General features: G+C 71.9%; 16 protein-coding genes and 1 pseudogene. 8 read left to right on the top strand and 9 right to left on the bottom strand.

The window, feature by feature from the left end:
• The first annotated feature begins 105 nt into the window (after window positions 1–105).
• Complete coding sequence (locus QFZ58_RS16150) at window positions 106–1,035, top strand: DUF3027 domain-containing protein (RefSeq protein ID WP_307125617.1); 930 nt, start codon at window positions 106–108, stop codon at window positions 1,033–1,035.
• Between the two features lie 134 nt (window positions 1,036–1,169).
• Entirely contained in the window at window positions 1,170–4,355 is a 3,186-nt protein-coding gene (locus QFZ58_RS16145; RefSeq protein WP_307128884.1) for a sacsin N-terminal ATP-binding-like domain-containing protein, read from the top strand.
• Window positions 4,356–4,376: 21 nt separating this feature from the next.
• Here QFZ58_RS16145 and QFZ58_RS16140 read toward each other — a convergent pair whose 3' ends face one another.
• Together QFZ58_RS16140 and QFZ58_RS16135 are read right to left on the bottom strand one after the other, a co-directional pair.
• A complete protein-coding gene (locus tag QFZ58_RS16140; protein WP_307125616.1) occupies window positions 4,377–6,785 on the bottom strand; it encodes an HAD-IC family P-type ATPase in 2,409 nt (802 codons plus the stop codon).
• Between the two features lie 194 nt (window positions 6,786–6,979).
• Window positions 6,980–7,249, bottom strand: coding sequence for a DUF2530 domain-containing protein (locus tag QFZ58_RS16135; RefSeq protein WP_307125615.1), 270 nt, complete (start codon window positions 7,247–7,249; stop codon window positions 6,980–6,982).
• 186 nt (window positions 7,250–7,435) lie between these two features.
• Here QFZ58_RS16135 and QFZ58_RS16130 point away from each other — a divergent pair, with 186 nt between their 5' ends.
• Window positions 7,436–8,890, top strand: coding sequence for an NCS2 family permease (locus tag QFZ58_RS16130; protein WP_307125614.1), 1,455 nt, complete (start codon window positions 7,436–7,438; stop codon window positions 8,888–8,890).
• A gap of 35 nt (window positions 8,891–8,925) precedes the next feature.
• On the opposite strand, the gene QFZ58_RS16125 is transcribed toward QFZ58_RS16130, so the two are convergent.
• On the bottom strand, window positions 8,926–9,141 hold the full coding sequence (locus tag QFZ58_RS16125; RefSeq protein ID WP_307125613.1) for a hypothetical protein: 216 nt from the start codon (window positions 9,139–9,141) through the stop codon (window positions 8,926–8,928).
• 134 nt (window positions 9,142–9,275) lie between these two features.
• Here QFZ58_RS16125 and QFZ58_RS16120 point away from each other — a divergent pair, with 134 nt between their 5' ends.
• The 3 genes from QFZ58_RS16120 (at window position 9,276) to thpR (ending at window position 11,850) form a co-directional block, all read left to right on the top strand.
• On the top strand, window positions 9,276–9,716 hold the full coding sequence (locus tag QFZ58_RS16120; protein ID WP_307125612.1) for a MarR family winged helix-turn-helix transcriptional regulator: 441 nt from the start codon (window positions 9,276–9,278) through the stop codon (window positions 9,714–9,716).
• A 91-nt stretch (window positions 9,717–9,807) separates the two neighbouring features.
• Window positions 9,808–11,142: an MFS transporter gene (locus QFZ58_RS16115; RefSeq protein ID WP_307125611.1), complete on the top strand. Its 1,335-nt coding sequence runs from the start codon at window positions 9,808–9,810 to the stop codon at window positions 11,140–11,142.
• A gap of 126 nt (window positions 11,143–11,268) precedes the next feature.
• Window positions 11,269–11,850, top strand: coding sequence for an RNA 2',3'-cyclic phosphodiesterase (thpR, locus tag QFZ58_RS16110; RefSeq protein ID WP_307125610.1), 582 nt, complete (start codon window positions 11,269–11,271; stop codon window positions 11,848–11,850).
• Window positions 11,851–11,996: 146 nt separating this feature from the next.
• Here the strand turns inward: thpR and QFZ58_RS16105 are convergent, their stop codons facing one another.
• Both QFZ58_RS16105 and QFZ58_RS16100 read right to left on the bottom strand, forming a co-directional pair.
• Complete coding sequence (locus tag QFZ58_RS16105) at window positions 11,997–12,992, bottom strand: aldo/keto reductase (protein ID WP_307125609.1); 996 nt, start codon at window positions 12,990–12,992, stop codon at window positions 11,997–11,999.
• A 70-nt stretch (window positions 12,993–13,062) separates the two neighbouring features.
• Window positions 13,063–13,383: pseudogene (locus QFZ58_RS16100) on the bottom strand (prolyl aminopeptidase); the annotation flags it as partial.
• 207 nt (window positions 13,384–13,590) lie between these two features.
• On the opposite strand from QFZ58_RS16100, the gene QFZ58_RS16095 reads away from it, so the two are divergent.
• A complete protein-coding gene (locus QFZ58_RS16095) occupies window positions 13,591–13,875 on the top strand; it encodes a thiazolylpeptide-type bacteriocin (RefSeq protein WP_307125608.1) in 285 nt (94 codons plus the stop codon).
• 104 nt (window positions 13,876–13,979) lie between these two features.
• Here the strand turns inward: QFZ58_RS16095 and QFZ58_RS16090 are convergent, their stop codons facing one another.
• Window positions 13,980–14,570 (bottom strand): hypothetical protein, encoded by a 591-nt coding sequence (locus QFZ58_RS16090; protein ID WP_307125607.1) that lies wholly within the window; start codon window positions 14,568–14,570, stop codon window positions 13,980–13,982.
• A gap of 536 nt (window positions 14,571–15,106) precedes the next feature.
• Between QFZ58_RS16090 and QFZ58_RS16085 the strand changes: the two genes are divergently transcribed.
• A complete protein-coding gene (locus QFZ58_RS16085) occupies window positions 15,107–15,601 on the top strand; it encodes a hypothetical protein (RefSeq protein ID WP_307125606.1) in 495 nt (164 codons plus the stop codon).
• 108 nt (window positions 15,602–15,709) lie between these two features.
• Here the strand turns inward: QFZ58_RS16085 and QFZ58_RS16080 are convergent, their stop codons facing one another.
• The 3 genes from QFZ58_RS16080 to QFZ58_RS16070 form a co-directional block, all read right to left on the bottom strand.
• The gene (locus tag QFZ58_RS16080; RefSeq protein WP_373428555.1) at window positions 15,710–16,462 is read right to left on the bottom strand and encodes an SDR family oxidoreductase; all 753 of its coding nucleotides are present in this window, start codon (window positions 16,460–16,462) and stop codon (window positions 15,710–15,712) included.
• A gap of 194 nt (window positions 16,463–16,656) precedes the next feature.
• Window positions 16,657–16,935: a metal-sensitive transcriptional regulator gene (locus tag QFZ58_RS16075; protein ID WP_307125605.1), complete on the bottom strand. Its 279-nt coding sequence runs from the start codon at window positions 16,933–16,935 to the stop codon at window positions 16,657–16,659.
• 87 nt (window positions 16,936–17,022) lie between these two features.
• A complete protein-coding gene (locus tag QFZ58_RS16070; RefSeq protein WP_307125604.1) occupies window positions 17,023–17,949 on the bottom strand; it encodes an RNA polymerase sigma-70 factor in 927 nt (308 codons plus the stop codon).
• Window positions 17,950–18,017 lie beyond the last annotated feature (68 nt).

Below are 18,017 nucleotides of genomic sequence, written 5' to 3'. Positions count from 1 at the left end.
GACGCGGCCCCCAGGTCCGCTCCGCCCACAACTGTCATGGCCGAAATCGGACATCGATGGAGCTGCTGGCGCGCTCGAGACGGCGTATGGAGAGAAGCGAGACCTGTGAGTGCTGCGACGACGCGAAGCCGTACGGCCCGTACCCCCGCCCCCGACCGTCTGTGCGCCGAGGCGGTAGACCTCGCCCGCGCAGCGGCCGAGGAGGCCGCCGCGCCCGGAGTGGTCGGTGAACACGTGGGCCTTGTCTCCGAGGGGGACCGGGTCGTCACGCACTACTTCGAGAGCAAGGAACCCGGTTACCGGGGCTGGCGCTGGGCGGTGACGGTCGCCAGGGCCTCCCGCGCCAAGAACGTCACCCTTGACGAAACGGTGCTGCTGCCCGGGGACGACGCGCTCCTGGCGCCCGAGTGGGTGCCGTGGAGCGAGCGGCTGCGGCCCGGTGACATGGGCCCCGGCGACCTGCTCCCCACCGAGGCGGAGGACCCCCGCCTGGAGCCGGGCTGGACCGGCGAGGACGAGCCGCTGCCGAACTCCGCGGTGTCCGACGTGTCGCAGGAGCTGGCGGCTCTCGTGGACGTGGAGGACGCGGAGCTGACGACCCGGCCGTCCACGAGCCGCGGCTCGATCGCCTCGGTCGCGGAAGAGCTCGGCACGCGCCGTGCGCGGGTGCTGTCCCGGTACGGTCTGCGGCTGGCGGCTGACCGGTGGGACGAGGAGTTCGGGGCCAGGACGCCGATGGCGCAGGCCGCGCCTGCCTCGTGCGTGACGTGCGCGTTCCTGGTGCCCATGGCGGGGTCGCTGAAGCAGGCCTTCGGGGTGTGCGCGAACGAGTTCGCTCCGGCGGACGGCCGCGTCGTCTCGCTGTCGTACGGCTGCGGGGGGCACTCCGAGGCCGCGGTGATGCCGAAGTCGCCGCGGGCGCCGCACGCACTGGACACGATGCAGGTGGACGACTACTCGCTGCGGCCGGCGGACGACTCCGGCTCGGGCCCGTCCCAGCCGGACGGGACGACGGAGGACCTCGGTCACTCCTGAGGCGTGGCCGCCCCGGGGCCCGGCCACGCGGTACGGGCAGCGGGGCGGCACCGGGCGGACTCCGCTCGCGGTACCTTTCGGGCGCACACTGGGCGTTGGTGGGTCACCGGAAGAGCGGAGTTACGAGCGTGAGCGTGAATGCGACCGAGGGGGCCGATCCGTTCGGGACGGCACGGCTGCGGCGCGGCGTGCTCGACGCCTGGGGAGCGGGCCCCGCACGCTTCCGTGAGGACGCCAACGCCGAGGAGGACCTCGCCCTCGGCGGCTACCGCGACCGCCTGGTCGTCGAGCTGGCGCAGAACGCCGCGGACGCCGCCGCCCGCGCGGGCGTGCCCGGCCGGCTGCGGCTCACCCTGCACGAGGCGGGCGACGCCGCGGCCGTCCTCGCCGCCGCCAACACCGGCGCCCCCCTGGACGCCACCGGCGTCGAGTCGCTGAGCACGCTCCGGGCCTCCGCCAAGCGCGAGGGCCACGAGTCGTCCGTCGGCCGTTTCGGCGTCGGCTTCGCCGCCGTGCTCGCCGTCAGCGACGAGCCCGCCGTCCTCGGGCGCCACGGAGGCGTCCGCTGGTCCCTCGCGGAGGCCCGCGACCTCGCCCGGCAGGCCGCCGTCGGCAGCCCGGGCCTCGGCGACGAACTCCGCCGCCGCGACGGCCACGTGCCGTTGCTCCGGCTCCCGCTGCCCGCCGAGGGCTCCGCGCCCGACGGGTACGACACCGTCGTCGTCCTGCCGCTCCGCGACGGTGTCGCCGAGGACCTCGTGGGCCGGCTGCTCGCCGGTGTGGACGACGCACTTCTGCTCACGCTCCCCGGCCTCGACGAGGTCGTCGTCGAAACGCCGGACGGCGTACGGACGTTGAGCCGCTCGCAGCACGGCCCCTACACGCACGTCGACGACACGGCGCACGGGACGCGCCGCTGGCGCACCGTCGCCCACCACGGCCCCGTCGAGCCCGCGCTCCTGGCCGGCCGGCCCGTCGAGGAGCGGCTGCGTCCGCACTGGTCGGTGACGTGGGCCGTGCCCGTCGGCGAGGACGGGGGACCCGAGCACCCCCGTACCGCACCCGTCGTGCACGCGCCGACGCCCACGGACGAACCTCTGGGTGTCCCCGCTCTCCTCATCGCCTCGCTGCCGCTGGACACCACCCGCAGGCACCCCGCGCCCGGGCCGCTGACCGACTTCCTGGTGCAGCGCGCGGCCGACGCGTACGCGGAGCTGCTCGCCGGGTGGGAGCCCCTGTCCATCGCCACGATCGCGCTCGTGCCGGGGCCGCTGGGCAAGGGCGTGCTGGACGGCGCGCTGCGGGCCGCGATCCTGGAGAGGCTGCCCCGGATCGCGTTCCTGGAGCCCGCCGCCCCCCGGGACCCGGAGGTGGTCGGGAGCGGTGAATGGGGTGACTGGGAGACCGGTGCCGGGGCCCCGGCCAAGGCGGCCGCCGGGCTGCGGCCGGTCGAGGCCGAGGTCGTCGAGGGCGTGGGCGCCGAGACCGTACGGGTCCTGGCCGAGGTCCTGCCCTGCCTGCTGCCCGCCGGGCTGGAGCGCCGCCCCGAACTCCGTACGCTCGGTGTGGCCCGCGTCCCGCTGACCGAGGCCATCGACCGGCTGGCCGGCCTGGAGCGGGCTCCCGAATGGTGGCGGCGGCTGTACGACAGCCTGGCCGGTGTCGACCCGGACCGCCTCTCCGGCCTCCCCGTCCCGCTGGCCGGACCCGCGGACACGCACCCGCCCCGCACCGCCATCGGGCCCCGCCAGGTCCTCCTCCCGCTGCCTGACGCGCTGACCGCCCCGGTCCTCGCCCGGCTGTCCCGGCTCGGGCTGAAGGTCGCCCACCCGGACGCGGCACACCCGCTGCTGGAGAAGCTGGGCGCCCTGCCCGCCACTCCCCGGGCCGTCCTGACGACCCCGCAGGTCCGGGCCGCCGTGGCCGGATCGCTGGACGCGGGGGAGATCTGGGACGAGGACGCCCTGGACGGTGACGAGCTCGCCGAGACGGTCCTCACGCTCGTACGGGACGCGGACCTCGAACCGGGTGACGAGCCCTGGCTGGGCGCCCTGGCCCTGCCCGACGAGGACGGCGAACCCGCGCCCGCCGGCGAGCTGGTGCTGCCCGGCAGCCCCTTCGCCCAGGTCATGCGCGAGGGCGAACTCGCCCTGTGCGAGGCGGAACTGGCCGAGCGCTGGGGTGAGCAGCCGCTCACCGCCTGCGGGGTGCTGGCCACCTTCGCGCTGGTACGGGCCACCGACGTCGTGCTGGACCCCGATGAACTCGAGCCCCGGGACGGTGACTTCGCCGAGCCCGACGACGCGGGGCTGCTCGACGCCGTCGACGTGTGGTGCGAGGACGTGCTCGACCAGCTCCCGGACACCCCGGTGCCGCCGGTCGCCACCGAACTCGTCGCCGTACGCGACCTGGACCTCGTCGACGACGACGCCTGGCCGCAGGCGCTCGCGATGCTCGCCCGGCCCCCGCTGCGCGACGCGCTGACCCAGCCGGTGCGGGTGCTCCTCCCCGACGGCACGACGCAGTCCGTACGCCCGTACACGGCCTGGTGGCTGCGCGACCACCCCGTCCTGGACGGCCGGCGGCCGGCGGGTCTGCGCGCCGCGGGCGGGGACCCGCGCCTGGCCGGCCTGTACGACTCCGCCGACGCGACGGGCTTCGACGACGCACAGGTGCTGCGCGCCCTCGGCGTGCGCACGTCGGTGGCCGCGCTGCTGGACGAGCCCGGCGGTGCGGCCGAGCTGCTGGGCCGGCTCGCGGACGAGGACCGGCCCGTCGGCCCCGTACAGCTGCACTCGCTCTACACGGCGCTCGCCGAGCTGGAACCGGAGCAGGTCACGCTGCCCGACGAGCTGCGGGCCGTCGTCGACGACGAGGTGCGGGTGGTCGACGCGGCGGATGCCCTGATCGCCGACGCACCCGACGTGCTGCCGCTGACCGGCGGGATCCCCCTGCTGCCGGTCGCCCCGGTCCGGGCGGCGGAGCTGGCGGACCTGCTCCAGGTTCGGCGGCTCGGCGAGACCGTCGAGGCCGAGGTCACGACGGAGGGCGAGGAGCATCGCGTACCCGATCCGGTGCGCGTCCTGCTCGGCGCCGGCACCCCGGACACGTACGTCGAGCACGAGGAGCTGCGCGCGGGCGGCGTCGAGCTGGACTGGCGCCGCACCCCGGACGGTGTGGTCCACGCGTCCACCCTGGAGGGCGTGGCGGCCGGCCTCGCCTGGGCCGCCGGGCAGTGGCCGCGCCGCTTCGAGGTGGCGGCCCTGCTGGAGGACCCGTCCCGTACGGAGGAGCTGGCCCGGGACCGCTGGTTCGACTGAGCGCGGCCCCGCGGGCGGGGCTCAGGTGGGGAAGCGGCGGCCGATCAGCCGCCAGGCCAGTTCCAGCAGGGCCGCCGCGACCGCCGCGATCCCCACGGCCGCCCACGGCATGACCGAGCCCACCAGCTTCAGCGCGAAGAAGTCCTGGAGCCACGGCACCGCCAGCACGATCAGGAAGCCCAGCCCCATCGCCGTCACCAGGGCGACCCGCCACCAGGTGTACGGGCGGGCGATGATCGCCAGGACCCACATCGAGACCAGGAAGAGCGTGAGCGTCGCCGTGCTCGTCTCGGCGTCCAGCGCGCCCGTACCGGCGTAGTGGTGCCGGGCCAGCAGGTACGTGACGAAGGTGGCCGCCCCCGCGACGACCCCGGACGGGACCGCGTACCGCATCACACGGCGTACGAAGTGCGGGCGGGCCCGCTCCTTGTTCGGCGCGAGTGCCAGGAAGAACGCGGGAACGCCGATCGTCAGGGTGGAGAGCAGCGTGAGGTGGCGCGGAAGGAACGGGTACTCCACCTGGAAGCAGACCACCAGGATCGCCAGGAGCACCGAGTACACGGTCTTCGTCAGGAACAGCGTGGCGACCCGGGTGATGTTGCCGATGACCCGGCGGCCCTCCGCGACGACGGACGGCAGTGTCGCGAAGCTGTTGTCGAGGAGCACGATCTGGGCCACGGCCCGGGTCGCCTCCGAGCCCGAGCCCATCGAGACCCCGATGTCGGCGTCCTTCAGGGCAAGGACGTCGTTGACGCCGTCGCCCGTCATCGCGACCGTGTGGCCGCGTGTCCGGAGGGCTTGGACCATGTCCCGTTTCTGCTGCGGGGCGACCCGGCCGAAGACGGCGTTGCGTTCGATCGCGCTCGCCATGTCGTCCGGGTCGGCGGGCAGCCGGCGGGCGTCCACCGGGTGTTCGGCGCCCGGCATGTCCAGCTTCCGGGCGACCGCGCCGACCGAGACGGCGTTGTCGCCCGAGATGACCTTGGCGGCGACGTCCTGGTCGGCGAAGTAGGCCAGGGTGTCCCCGGCGTCCGGCCGCAGCCGCTGCTCCAGGACGACCAGCGCGGTGGGTACGGCCCCGGCGGCGGCGTCCGGGGCGTCCAGCTCGCCCCGGAGCCGGGCGAGGAGCAGGACCCGCAGGCCCTGTTCGTCGAGGTGCCCGAGGTCCGCCAGCGCGGGGTCACCGTCGGGCAGCAGCACGTCGGGGGCGCCGAGGAGCCACGCGGACGCCTCGCCGTCGCCCTCGGTGAACGCGGCGCCGCTGTATTTTCGGGCCGAGGAGAACGGCAGGGCTTCCCTGACGGCCCAGCCCTGCCCGTCCGGGCAGGCGTCGATGACGGCCCGGAGGCTGGCGTTGGGCCGCGGGTCGGAGGCGCCGAGGGCGCCCAGGACGCGGTTGACGTAGTCCTGGTCGGCGCCGTTCAGCGGGCGGACCTCGGTGACGTCCATGCCACCCTCGGTGAGGGTGCCGGTCTTGTCCAGGCAGACGGTGTCGACCCGGGCCAGGCCCTCGATGGCGGGGAGCTCCTGCACCAGGCACTGCTTGCGGCCGAGCCGGACGACACCGATGGCGAAGGCGACCGAGGTGAGCAGGACGAGCCCCTCGGGGATCATCGGGACGATGCCGCCGACGGTACGGGCCACCGACTCCTTGAAGTCGTTGTCCTTGACGACGAGCTGGCTGATGATCAGCCCGATCGCGGTCGGCACCATCATCCACGTCACGTACTTGAGGATCGTGCTGATGCCGCTGCGCAGCTCGGACCGGACGAGGGTGAAGCGGGAGGCCTCCTCGGCGAGCTGAGCGGCGTATGCCTCGCGGCCGACCTTGGTGGCGGTGAAGGAGCCCGTGCCCGCGACGACGAAGCTGCCCGACATCACGGGGTCGCCGGGCCGCTTGGTCACCGGGTCGGCCTCGCCGGTGAGGAGCGACTCGTCGATCTCCAGACTGTCGGCCTCGGCGACCGTACCGTCCACGACGACCTTGTCGCCGGGACCGAGCTCGATGAGGTCGCCCAGGACGATCTCGGAGACGGACACCTCGGCGGACGTCCCCTCACGGCGGACCGTCGGTTTCGCCTCGCCGATGACGGCGAGGCTGTCCAGCGTCCTCTTGGCACGCCACTCCTGGACGATGCCGATGCCCGTGTTGGCCAGGATGACGAAGCCGAAGAGGCTGTCCTGGATCGGCGCGACGCTCAGCATGATCACCCAGAGCACGCCGATGATCAGGTTGAAACGGGTGAGGACGTTCGCCCGGACGATCTCGGTGACCGAGCGGGACGAGCGGACGGGCACGTCGTTGACCTCGCCGCGGGCGACCCGCTCCGCGACCTCGGAGGTGCTCAGTCCCGACGGCGGGACGGGCAAGGGAGAGGGCGGTCCGGGGTCCGGCTGTTCACCGAAGGGGTCGAGTGCCCGCTGCGTCATGTCTCCGACCGTACGGGCCGGGGGTGCGGTTCACCCGTCGGGAGACCGGAGGATCCGGCAGGGGGAGGACGTGGACGCTCCCGTGGCCGTACGCCGGTGCGGGGCCCGGTGCGGGGCGCCGGGGCCTCCGCGCGGGAGGGGCTCAGGCGCCCGGGGCCCAGGCGTCCGGGGCCCAGGCGTCCGGGCGTCCGGGCTCAGGCGTCCGGGGTGGGCTCCCCGGCGGCCGCGGCCCGCTTGATCGCGGCGTCCCGCCCCCGGACGTACCAGATGCCGATCAGCCCGAGTCCGGCTCCGGTCAGACAGGTCCAGATCCACCAGGTGTGGCCGTTGTCGTCGAACCATCCGTAGAAGGGGAGCTGCGCGAGGAAGAGGACGAACCAGAGGATCGTGCCGCCGGTGACGGTGGCGACGACGGGGCCCTCAAGGGGCTCGGGCGCCTCGTGCTTCGGTGTCCACTTCTCCATGAGGTCAGTCTAGGGCCCGGCCCCGGACCGGCGCGCGAGTCAGTCGGCCCACGGGTCTACGCGCGGAGATAGCGATCTTCGCCTTATGTATTCATACTGAATCCGCTTACGACTGTCTCGATTTATTCGTGTGAAAGTCCAAGGCTGACCGCTTTTCTCCCCTCTAAGTCATGACTGAGGTCCTCCATGCCCCCCTCGGCCACCGCTCCGGTCGACTCCGTGCCGCCGTCGGCTCCCCAGCCGCACAACGGCTTGGACCGTTACTTCAAGATCTCCGAGCGGGGGTCGTCGGTCGCCCGTGAGATCCGCGGCGGATTCGCCACGTTCTTCGCAATGGCGTACATCATCGTGCTCAATCCGATCATCCTCGGAAGCGCGAAGGACATGTACGGGCACCAGCTGGACGGCGGCCAGCTCGTCACCGCCACCGTGCTGTCGGCCGCGTTCTCCACGCTCCTGATGGGTGTCATCGGCAACGTGCCGATCGCGCTCGCCGCCGGCCTCGGCGTCAACACCGTCGTCGCCCTCCAGCTCGCCCCGCGGATGAGCTGGGCCGACGCGATGGGCATGGTCGTCCTCGCGGGCATCGTCGTGATGCTGCTGGTCGCGACCGGGCTGCGCGAACGGGTCATGAACGCCGTCCCCACATCGCTGCGCAAGGGCATCGCCATCGGGATCGGTCTGTTCATCCTGCTGATCGGGCTGGTCGACTCGGGCTTCGTCTCCCGCATTCCGGACGCCGCGCACACCACCGTGCCGCTGCAGCTCGGGAGCGACGGTCACCTCAACGGCTGGCCGGTGCTCGTCTTCGTCCTCGGCACGCTGCTGACCCTCGCGCTGATCGTCCGCAAGGTGCCTGGTGCGATCCTCATCTCCATCGTCGCCATGACGGTCGTCGCGCTGATCATCGACGCGGTCGCGGACCTGCCCGCCGGTGCGTGGGGGCTGACCGTCCCCGAGTGGCCGGGCAACCCGGTCGCCTCCCCGGACTTCGGACTGCTCGGCCAGGTCAGCCTGTTCGGCGGCTTCGACAAGGTCGGCCTCCTGACCGGTGTCCTCTTCGTCTTCACCGTGCTGCTGTCCTGCTTCTTCGACGCGATGGGCACCATCCTCGGCGTCGGCGACGAGGCGGAGCTCATGGACGAGGACGGCAAGTTCCCGGGGATCAGCAAGGTCCTGTTCATCGACGGTGTCGCCGTCGCCGCGGGCGGCGCGACCTCCTCCTCCGCCACGACCTGCTTCGTCGAGTCCACGGCGGGCGTCGGCGAAGGGGCCCGGACCGGAATCGCGAGCGTCGTGACCGGCCTGCTCTTCACGGTCTCGCTGTTCCTGACGCCCCTGGCGACGATGGTCCCGTCCCAGGCCGCCACTCCGGCACTGATCGCGGTCGGGTTCCTGATCCTCGCGGGCTCCGTACGGGACATCGACTGGAGCGACTTCACGCTCGCGATCCCGGCCTTCCTCGCGATGCTCATGATGCCGCTCACCTACTCGATCACCAACGGCATCGGCATCGGCTTCATCACCTTCAGCGTGCTGCGCCTGGTGGCGGGCCGCGGCCGGGAGGTCCCGGTGGCCATGTACGCGGTCTCCGCGGTCTTCGTCTTCTACTACGCGATGCCGGCGCTCGGCCTCACGTAAGCACCCCGCACCACCCCCTACGGGGCGGATCCCCGTCATGTCACCCGGTCGGCCGGGTCGACCTGACGGGGGTCCGCCCCGTAGAACTTCTCCGTCGCGTCGACGGCCGCGTGGAAGCGTTCGTCGAAATCGTCGCGGACGAGCGTGCGGACCACGTAGTCCTGGACGCTCATGCCGCGTCTGGCGGCGTGCCGGCGGAGCCGGTCGAGCAGCTCACCGTCTATGCGCAGGCTGAGCACTGTCGATCCCATGCCATGCAGGGTCGCGGCACACCCGGCCGTTCCGGGAGTCTTTCCGCCCCATACTCACTCGTTCGGGTGGTCAGTTTCTCGCGCGCGTACCACCGACTGGTCTTTAGTGTAGCTAATGAGTTAGGCTAATAAACATGCCTGACCTGATCCACGACGGCGACACAGCCGCCGCCGTGAGCTCCCTCCGCTCAGCCGTGATGCTGCTCGGCCGGCGCCTGAAGCACCAGCGCGTCGACGAGTCGTTGAGCCCCACAGAGATGTCGGTGCTCGGCACGCTGGCCCGTTGCGGTTCCGCCACCCCTGGTGAGCTGGCCCGCAAGGAGCATGTGCAGCCGCCGTCGATGACACGCATCGTGGCGCTGCTGGAGGCCAAGGGTCTGGTCAGACTCGAACCGCACCCCGATGACCGTCGGCAGAAGATGGTCAGCCGGACCGAGCAGGCGGAAGCCATGCTCGCCGAGAGCCGCTCCAAGCGGAACGCCTGGCTGGCCGACCTCGCCGAGGGCCTGGACGAGGACGAGTGGGAGAAGCTGCGGGCCGCCGCGCCCGTGCTGGAGAAGCTCGCCCACCTCTGACCCACGCGGGCGCCCCGGACCACGGCCCGGGCGCCCGCCGGCAGGTCCTCGTCAGTACGTACGTCGTATACGCCCGAGGAGGCGACCTCTTTTGAGTACGGGATCCGGAGCAGACTCCGCCCCCGCACCGACTTCCACCCACGAGAGCAAGACCGGCGGGACCTTCTCGTCGCTGAAGATCCGCAACTACCGCCTGTTCGCCACGGGCGCCGTGATCTCCAACACCGGTACCTGGATGTCCCGCATCACGCAGGACTGGCTCGTCCTGAGCCTCACCGGGTCCGCCGCCGCCGTCGGTATCACCACGGCCCTCCAGTTCCTCCCGATGCTGCTGTTCGGCCTGTACGGCGGTGTCATCGCCGACCGGCTCCCCAAGCGGCGCCTGCTGCTCATCAGCCAGGCCGCGCTCGGCCTGTGCGGCATCGCACTCGCCGTCCTGACCCTCTCCGGCGTCGTCGAGGTCTGGCACGTCTACCTGATCGCGTTCCTGCTGGGCATGGTCACCGTCGTGGACAACCCGGCGCGCCAGTCCTTCGTGTCCGAGATGGTCGGCCCCGCGCAGCTGCGCAACGCCGTCAGTCTGAACTCGGCGAACTTCCAGTCCGCCCGGCTCGTCGGGCCCGCCGTCGCGGGTGTCCTGATCACCACGGTCGGCAGCGGCTGGGCGTTCATGTTCAACGGGCTGTCCTTCATCGCGCCGCTCGTCGGCCTGATGATGATGCGTACGAGCGAGCTCCACGCGTCCGTGACCGTCAAGCGAGCCAAGGGCCAGCTCCGGGAGGGCCTGCGCTACGTGTCCGGCAGACCGGAGCTGATCTGGCCGATCGTCCTGGTCGGCTTCGTCGGCACCTTCGGGTTCAACTTCCCGATCTTCCTGACGGCCTTCGCGGACGACATCTTCCACGGTGACGCCGGGATGTACTCGTTCTTCAACATCCTCATGGCGGCCGGCTCCCTCGCAGGGGCCCTGCTCGCCGCCCGCCGCCGCTCCTCACGACTGCGGATGCTCGTGGCCGCGGGCACGCTGTTCGGTCTGCTGGAGATCGCAGCCTCCCTGTCCCCGTCCGTGTGGATGTTCTCGCTGCTGCTGGTCCCGATCGGCATGATCGGCCTGACGACCAACATCAGCGCCAACACGAGCGTCCAGATGGCCGCGGATCCCGAGATGCGGGGCCGGGTGATGAGCCTGTACATGATGGTCTTCGCCGGAGGTACGCCGGTGGGCGCCCCGATCGTCGGCTGGATCAGCGACGCCTACGGTGCCCGGACGGGCATGGCGGCCGGCGGGGCGATCTCGGTGCTGGCCGCGCTCGGCGTCGGCTTCATGCTGACCCGCGTCGGCGGCCTGCGCCTGAAGCTCGACCTGCGATCAGGTCGCCCGCACGTGCGAATAGTGCCGCGCGAGCAGCTGGCCACCGCGGCCTGACAGCCGCCGGGTGATCGGATGACTGCCCTCCTCCCGCGCCGGAGGAGGGCAGTCGCGCGCTCGGCGCCGGGAACGGCGGGAGGCGGACGCCAAGGCGGACCGCGGGAACGCTGGGACACTCGCCCCATGAGCAGCCGCCGCAGCCAGAGACTCTTCGCCGCCGTCCTCCCGCCCCCTGCCGCAGCCGACGAGCTGGCCCGGACCGTGGCCGCGCTGCGGGAGCTGCCCGGCGCCGCCGGGTTGCGCTGGACCGCCCGGGCGGGCTGGCACTACACCCTGGCCTTCCTCGGGAACGTCGACGAGGAGCTGCTGCCGGACCTGTACACCCGGCTGGAACGGGCCGCGCGCCGCACCCCGTCCTTCCCGCTCCGCATCCACGGCGGCGGACGGTTCGGCGGGCGGGCGCTGTGGGCCGGGGCGGCAGGCGGGCTGGACACGCTGCGGCTGCTGGCCGAACGCTCCCACGCCGCCGCCCGCAGGGCCGGTGTGCCGATGGAGGAGCACCGCCGCTACACCCCGCACCTGACCCTGGCCCGCAGCCGGGAACCGGCGGACCTGGCTCCCTTCGCCGAGGCGCTCGGCGGCTTCGAGGGCATGCACTGGGAAGTCGGTGAGCTCAGCCTCGTACGCAGCGATCTGCCCGTGGACGGGGTTCCGGGGGAACAGCCGCGGTACGAGGTGGTGCGGGCCTGGACGCTGGGACGGTGAGCGGGGCGGTTACGCTCATCGGGTGGACCCGAAGACCAGGAACCGCATCATGGCGGTCGTGCTCGTGCTGATGTTCGTCGTCGTCGCGGCGGCGGCCGCTCTCGGAGGCTGACCCCCGCGAGAACGGCCGCCCTCGCCTGCCGGCCCTACCAGGCGAAGTTCTCCGGCGACGGGCCCGGGCCGGGGAAGATCTCGTCCAGCGCGGTCAGCACCTCGTCCGACAGCTCCAGCTCCACCGCGCGCAGTGCGGAGTCGAGCTGCTCCCGCGTCCGCGGGCCGGAGATGGGACCGGTGACCCCGGGACGGGTCAGCAGCCAGGCCAGGCCGGCCTCGCCGGGCTCCAGACCGTGCTTCTCCAGCAGGTCCTCGTACGCCTGGACCTGCGCCCGCACCTTCGGGTCGGCGAGCGCGTCGGCGGACCGGCCGGAGGTGGAGCGGGCGCCGCCGCCCTCGCGCTCCTTGCGGATCGCGCCACCGAGCAGCCCACCGTGCAGCGGCGACCACGGGATGACCCCGAGGCCGTACTCCTGGGAGGCCGGGATGACCTCCATCTCGGCGCCGCGCTCCATCAGGTTGTAGATGCACTGCTCGCTGACCAGGCCGTAGCTGCCGCGCTGCCTGGCCCGCTCGTTCGCCTGGGCGATCTTGTAGCCGGAGAAGTTGGACGAGCCGGCGTAGAGGATCTTGCCCTGCTGGATCAGTACGTCGATCGCCTGCCAGATCTCGTCGATCGGGGTGGCCCGGTCGACGTGGTGGAACTGGTACAGGTCGATGTGGTCCGTCTGCAGCCGCTTGAGGCTGGCGTCGACGGCCCGCCGGATGTTGAGGGCGGACAGCTTGTCGTGGTTGGGCCACGCCTCCCCGTCGGCGCCCATGTTGCCGTAGACCTTGGTGGCGAGGACGACCTTGTCGCGGCGGTCGCCGCCCTGGGCGAACCAGGTGCCGAGGATCTCCTCGGTGCGGCCCTTGTTCTCGCCCCAGCCGTAGACGTTGGCGGTGTCGAAGAAGTTGACGCCCGCGTCCAGGGCGGCGTCCATGAGCGTGTGGCTGTCGCTCTCGTTGGTCTGGGGGCCGAAGTTCATCGTCCCCAGGACGAGGCGGCTGACTTTGAGTCCGGTGCGTCCGAGCTGCGTGTACTTCATGACCCCCAACCCAACGCCTTCGAGCGCGCTCGAAGCAAGAGGGGGCTTCCGGCGACGGGCCGCGAGATCCTCATCCGCGCCGTCCGAACCGGTCCAGGGCGGCGAGCACCGTGTGGCTGGTGGCTGGTGGCTGGGCCGCCCAGGTGACCGGCGCCGTCGATCACCGTCAACTCCGCGTCGGGCCAGGCCTTCGCCGGCTCCCAGGCCGTGTCAGCGGCCCGCCCATGTCGAGGCGGCCGTGCACGAGGACCCCGGGAATGCCCGCCAGGCGGCCCGCTTCGCGGATCAGCTGCCCTTCCTCCAGCCATGCGGCAGGCGAGAAGTAGTGGGCGCAGATCCGGACGAACGCCTCCCGGGCGGGCCCCGGCCGCGCGCTGTACGGGGCCGGGCCAACGCCTTCGTGGACAGCACCGCGTCGGTCGGCGATTTCCTGCTGGGTACGCCCGGGAACGACACCGCGATCGCCGGCGATCCGGGTGCGGACCGGCACATGGTGAACAGCCCTGGACGGTCGGTCCCGGGTCATGCGTCATTCGCCCCGTGATGAATGTCAGCGCGGGGCCGGAAGGTCTGGTGCGGGGATGGCGTACCGACCGATATGGATATCGCAGCCGGACGGGAAAGCGAAAATCACCGAACGGTTTCGGATTCGCAGAATCATTTCTCCGTGAAAGTCGGAGAAATCCCGGAACAATCGAAAAGAATTTCTGACACGGCCGCCGACGACATCAAGAACAACGACGACGCCGCGTTCGACGGCTTCGACGCGGACGAGCTGGAGACCCTCGAGGTCGACCAGGGCGTGACGCTGCCGGAGATGGGCGCTTCCAGCGGCTCGATCGGCATCTCGTCGTCCTCGTCGAGCACCTGCTCCGCCTGCTGAACGCCGCTCGGCCGTAACGGCTGAACCGCACACAGAAGGATGCGCCCGCCCGGCGGGTACATCCTCGTGTGTGCGGGAAGTGGCGGGCTGCGCCCGCACGTTCGTCAGCCCTTGACGGCCACGTGGTACGCGGACGCCCACAGCGTAACCGCGGAGGCCAGGCCGACCACCGCACGCACGCCCTCGCCCGACAGGCCGGCCGCGACGAGCGCGAAGCCGACGACCGCGACGACGCCCAGCGCCATCGCCGTCACCTTGTACTGCCACTGGTCGTAGAGGCGCGCGAGCGGGAAGAAGTGCAGGCCCACCACCAGCGCGATGGCCGCCGGGATGAACTCGGGGTGGCCCGAGGCGTTGGACGCCGCGATCACCGCGAAGATGGCGGCGACCTCGACGACGTTGACGATGCCGACCGCACGCGCCCAGTTGTCCGGCAGGCTCACCGTGCGGGGTGAGGGGGCGGCGCCCTTGCGGTAGGCGAGGAAGACCGCCACCGCGGTGAGCGGCACCGCCAGGATCTCGACGGCCAGGGCGACGCCCGACGACGCCAGTCCGGATGCCCCGGCGAAGGCCCAGACGAGGGCGAACGCCGACAGGACCAGAGTGCCGCGGCGGCGCAGGTTCAAGGTGAGTGCGAGGCACTCGGTATCCGCGGCCGAAGGCGTGGAAGGCGTCGATGGTGTCGTGGGGGTCATCGGCCGAGAGTACAACGATCATCCTGCCGTTTTGGCGGTTTTCGGCCAGGAAGGACGCCGGTCGGGAGTCGACGCCGCAAGCGATGAAACATGTCATGCCGATGCCCGGCCGGATTGTCCCTTTCCGAGGTCCTCGGATCGGTGTCACGACAACGGTGACGTATGGAAGCGCCCGGATTTCCGCTCTTCCCCACGGAATTCACGTGCAATAGTGAATGCACATTCTCGATTTCATCTCGGAAGACGCGAAAGGCGTGGGGTTCGACGCTCCGGAGCGCACTGGCGTGAGGCCGGACTCCGCCGGCCTGACGGGCGTGCGCCTCCACGCACGGATGCCGGTCACACCGGCCTGGCTCGCCCGGCACGTCGTGCCGACGGCCCGCACTTGTCTGGCTGTACGCCCACGAGACGGGCCGAAGCGTGCTTCCCGTCCGCGAAGCGCAGGCACAGCCGGCCTGAGCGCGTCGCACACGGGGCCGGCGAAGCCCATGGGCGGGGCGCGGTGGGGCGGCGAGGTCAGGCGTAGCGTGGACGCCGTGAACGCGATCCCTCAGGTGCTTGCCGTACTGGACGAACTCCTCGCCGCCGCCACGCCGGACGAACGCGGAGCCCTGTGGCACCTGGCCGAGCGGGAACGCGAGTTGGATGCCAACGTCGTGCGCCTGCCGCCGGGCGCCGGGGTGGGTGAGCACCAGGAGGACGTACTGGACGTGCTCCTGGTCGTCCTCCGAGGCGGTGGCAGGTTGCGCACGGGCGGTGACACGCTGGACCTCGCCCCGATGACGGTCACCTGGCTGCCCCGTACCTCCCGCCGCGCCCTGGAGGCGGGGCCCGACGGGCTGACCTACCTCACCGTGCACCGCCGCCGCCCGGGACTCGCGATCAAGCCGGCCGTCAGCCCGCCGGCCGGGTACGAGGGGGGCGAGGCCCCCTGCATGCTGGACCTGGTCTGCCCGGAGTGCGGCCGCCTCTCGGCGGACCGGGCGCCGAAGTTCTGCAGCGCGTGCGGGGAGCCGTTCCCGGAGCGCTGACGAACGCGCTGACGAAAGCGCTGACGAAAGCGCTGACGGGAGCGTCGACGGGGGCACCGAGTGCGACGCACGACCCACCCCTGCCGGCCGCCCCTGCCGGCACGGCCCTCAGGCCAGTCCCCCGTTGCTCTTCAGCAGTTGGCCGTTGACCCACTGGCCCTCGGGCGAGCACAGGAAGTCCACCAGGTGGGCGGTGTCCTGCGGGGTGCCGAGACGGCCCAGCGGGGTGGCGCCGACGAGACCCACCTTCGCCTCGGGCGTCATCCATCCCGTGTCCACCGGGCCCGGATTGACGGCGTTGGCGGTGATCCCGAGATGGGCGAACTCGTGGGCGGCGGCCAGGGTGATGCGGTCCAGGGCGCCCTTGCTCGCACCGTAGGGAAGATTGCCGACGGTGTGGTCGCTGGTGAGGGCGACGATCCTCCCGGTGCCGGGCGTGGCACGGAAGCGGAGCCCGTGCTCGCGGATCAGCAGCCAGGTGGCGCGCGCGTTCACCGCGAAGTGCCGGTCGAAGCTCTCGACCGTGGTGTCGAGCAGCCCGGAGTCGACCGACTCGCAGTGGCACATCACGAGGGCGGTGACCGGCCCCATGCGGCGTTCCACCTCGTCGTAGACGTCTGCGGGGGTGTCCGGGTCCGCGAGGTCCGCCTCGACGGCGACGGTGGCGGCCCCGTGCCCGGTGAGGATTTCGGTGATCGCGTCGGTGGCGTTCCCCTCGGCGCCCCAGGGCATGCGGCCGTCGTACGGCGACCAGTAGGTGAAGGCGACGTCCCAGCCCGACGCCGCCAACTGCCGCGCTACGCCCGCACCGATGCCCACGGTGCGGCCGACGCCGGTGATCAGTGCGAGGGGACGGGACACGGCCTCGTCCTCATTCCGCCGGTTGTGGGTCACGGGCTCGTTCCGCCGGTTGTGGGTCACGGGCAGGAATGATCCGGCACGACCTGTGCACCGGGCAAGCGGTTGCCTGCCGTCGGGCCACCGTGCTCTCACGCCGTGTCCCCGGGTGGACGTTCGGTCCGGTCGGACTGCCGGACTGCCGGACTGCCGGGCTGTCAGGCCAGGGACAGGAAAAGCTTCTCCAGCCGGGCCCGCATCCGGTCCCTGTCGGCGGGCGTCTGCCCCTCGTCGGCCAGGCACTGCTCGAGGCCCGACGCGATGATCGAGAATCCCGCGCGGTCCAGGGCCCGGGAGGCGGCGGCCAGTTGTGTGACGACGTCCTCGCAGTCCCGGCCCTCCTCGATCATCCGGACGACCCCGGCGATCTGCCCCTGCGCCCTGCGCAACCGGTTGAGGACCGACTTCAGCTCGTCGGCCGCCATCTCGAGTTCCATGTCCGGCCCTTCGCCGCGCTGCCCGTGTACCCCCCCGGTACCCCGGGGGGTACCGAGTCTAGTCGGGGCGGGCCCGCAGCGGCCGGATCACGGGTGCGTCCGCCTGCGGGCCCGCTTCACCTCGCGGTCGACGGCCCAGGCGTCGCCGACCGGCCCCAGGTGGCCGAGTTTGTCGGGGTTGAGCACCGCGCGGATGGTCCGGATCCGGCCGTCGAGCACGTCCAGGACCAGGACGTGCAGGATCCTGCCGTCCCGGTCGCGGAAGATCGCGCCGGGCTGGCCGTTGACCTCGTGCGGTTCGAGCGTCACGTCGATCCGGAAGAGCCAGGGGAGGAAGGCGCCCAGCATCCGGGCCACCTTCTCCGCGCCGACGACGGCCCTGGCCAGCTGCGGGGCCTTGCCGCCGCCGTCCCCGACCAGCTGCACGTCGGCGGCCAGCAGGTCCTGCAGCCCGCCCACGTCGCCGTCCTTCAGCGCGTCGAAGAACCGCGTCGCCAGCTCCTCCCGCTCCTGACGGTCCGCTGTGAACCGTGGACGGCCGGCCTGCATGTGCCGCCGTGCCCGCACCAGGAGTTGCCGGCATGCCGGCTCCGAACGCCCCACCGCCGTGGCGATGTCCTCGAACCCGAAGGCGAACACCTCCCGCAGCAGGAAGACCGCCCGCTCCAGCGGGCTGAGCCGCTCCAGCAGCAGCAGCGCCGCCATCGAGACCGAGTCGGCCAGCTCCACCGACCGCGCGGGATCCTGATACGGGTCGCTCAGCAGCGGCTCGGGGAACCACGGCCCGACGTACTCCTCCCGCCGCACCCGTGCGGAGCGCAGGACATCGATCGAGAGGCGCGTCACGGTGGTCGAGAGGAAAGCCTTGGCCGAGGTGGGCAGGGTCGCTGAGCCGTCGAAACGCAGCCATGTCTCCTGCACCGCGTCCTCGGCCTCACTCACACTGCCGAGGATCCGGTAGGCGATCGAGAACAGCAGCGGCCGCAGCTCCTCGAAGTCCCCGACCTTGCTCACGCCGACTCCCCTCGTATGGAACACCTCCACCTGACCGTACTCATCGGCGCAGGCGGCTTCCTGTGATC

The sequence above is a fragment of the Streptomyces sp. B1I3 genome (genome assembly GCF_030816615.1).
Classification (GTDB): Bacteria; Actinomycetota; Actinomycetes; order Streptomycetales; family Streptomycetaceae; genus Streptomyces.
The sequence above is the reverse complement of the archived record's forward strand: the minus strand, read 5'-3'. Positions and strand labels throughout refer to the sequence as shown.

What these genes read in the sequence shown, in the direction of transcription:
- QFZ58_RS16140 (WP_307125616.1), bottom strand. Translation starts at nt 6,785, where the DNA reads ATGACGCAGCGGGCACTCGACCCCTTCGGTGAACAGCCGGACCCCGGA.
- QFZ58_RS16135 (WP_307125615.1), bottom strand. Translation starts at nt 7,249, where the DNA reads ATGGAGAAGTGGACACCGAAGCACGAGGCGCCCGAGCCCCTTGAGGGC.
- QFZ58_RS16130 (WP_307125614.1), top strand. Translation starts at nt 7,436, where the DNA reads ATGCCCCCCTCGGCCACCGCTCCGGTCGACTCCGTGCCGCCGTCGGCT.
- QFZ58_RS16125 (WP_307125613.1), bottom strand. Translation starts at nt 9,141, where the DNA reads ATGGGATCGACAGTGCTCAGCCTGCGCATAGACGGTGAGCTGCTCGAC.
- QFZ58_RS16120 (WP_307125612.1), top strand. Translation starts at nt 9,276, where the DNA reads ATGCCTGACCTGATCCACGACGGCGACACAGCCGCCGCCGTGAGCTCC.
- thpR (WP_307125610.1), top strand. Translation starts at nt 11,269, where the DNA reads ATGAGCAGCCGCCGCAGCCAGAGACTCTTCGCCGCCGTCCTCCCGCCC.
- QFZ58_RS16105 (WP_307125609.1), bottom strand. Translation starts at nt 12,992, where the DNA reads ATGAAGTACACGCAGCTCGGACGCACCGGACTCAAAGTCAGCCGCCTC.
- QFZ58_RS16095 (WP_307125608.1), top strand. Translation starts at nt 13,591, where the DNA reads ATGGATATCGCAGCCGGACGGGAAAGCGAAAATCACCGAACGGTTTCG.
- QFZ58_RS16090 (WP_307125607.1), bottom strand. Translation starts at nt 14,570, where the DNA reads ATGACCCCCACGACACCATCGACGCCTTCCACGCCTTCGGCCGCGGAT.
- QFZ58_RS16075 (WP_307125605.1), bottom strand. Translation starts at nt 16,935, where the DNA reads ATGGAACTCGAGATGGCGGCCGACGAGCTGAAGTCGGTCCTCAACCGG.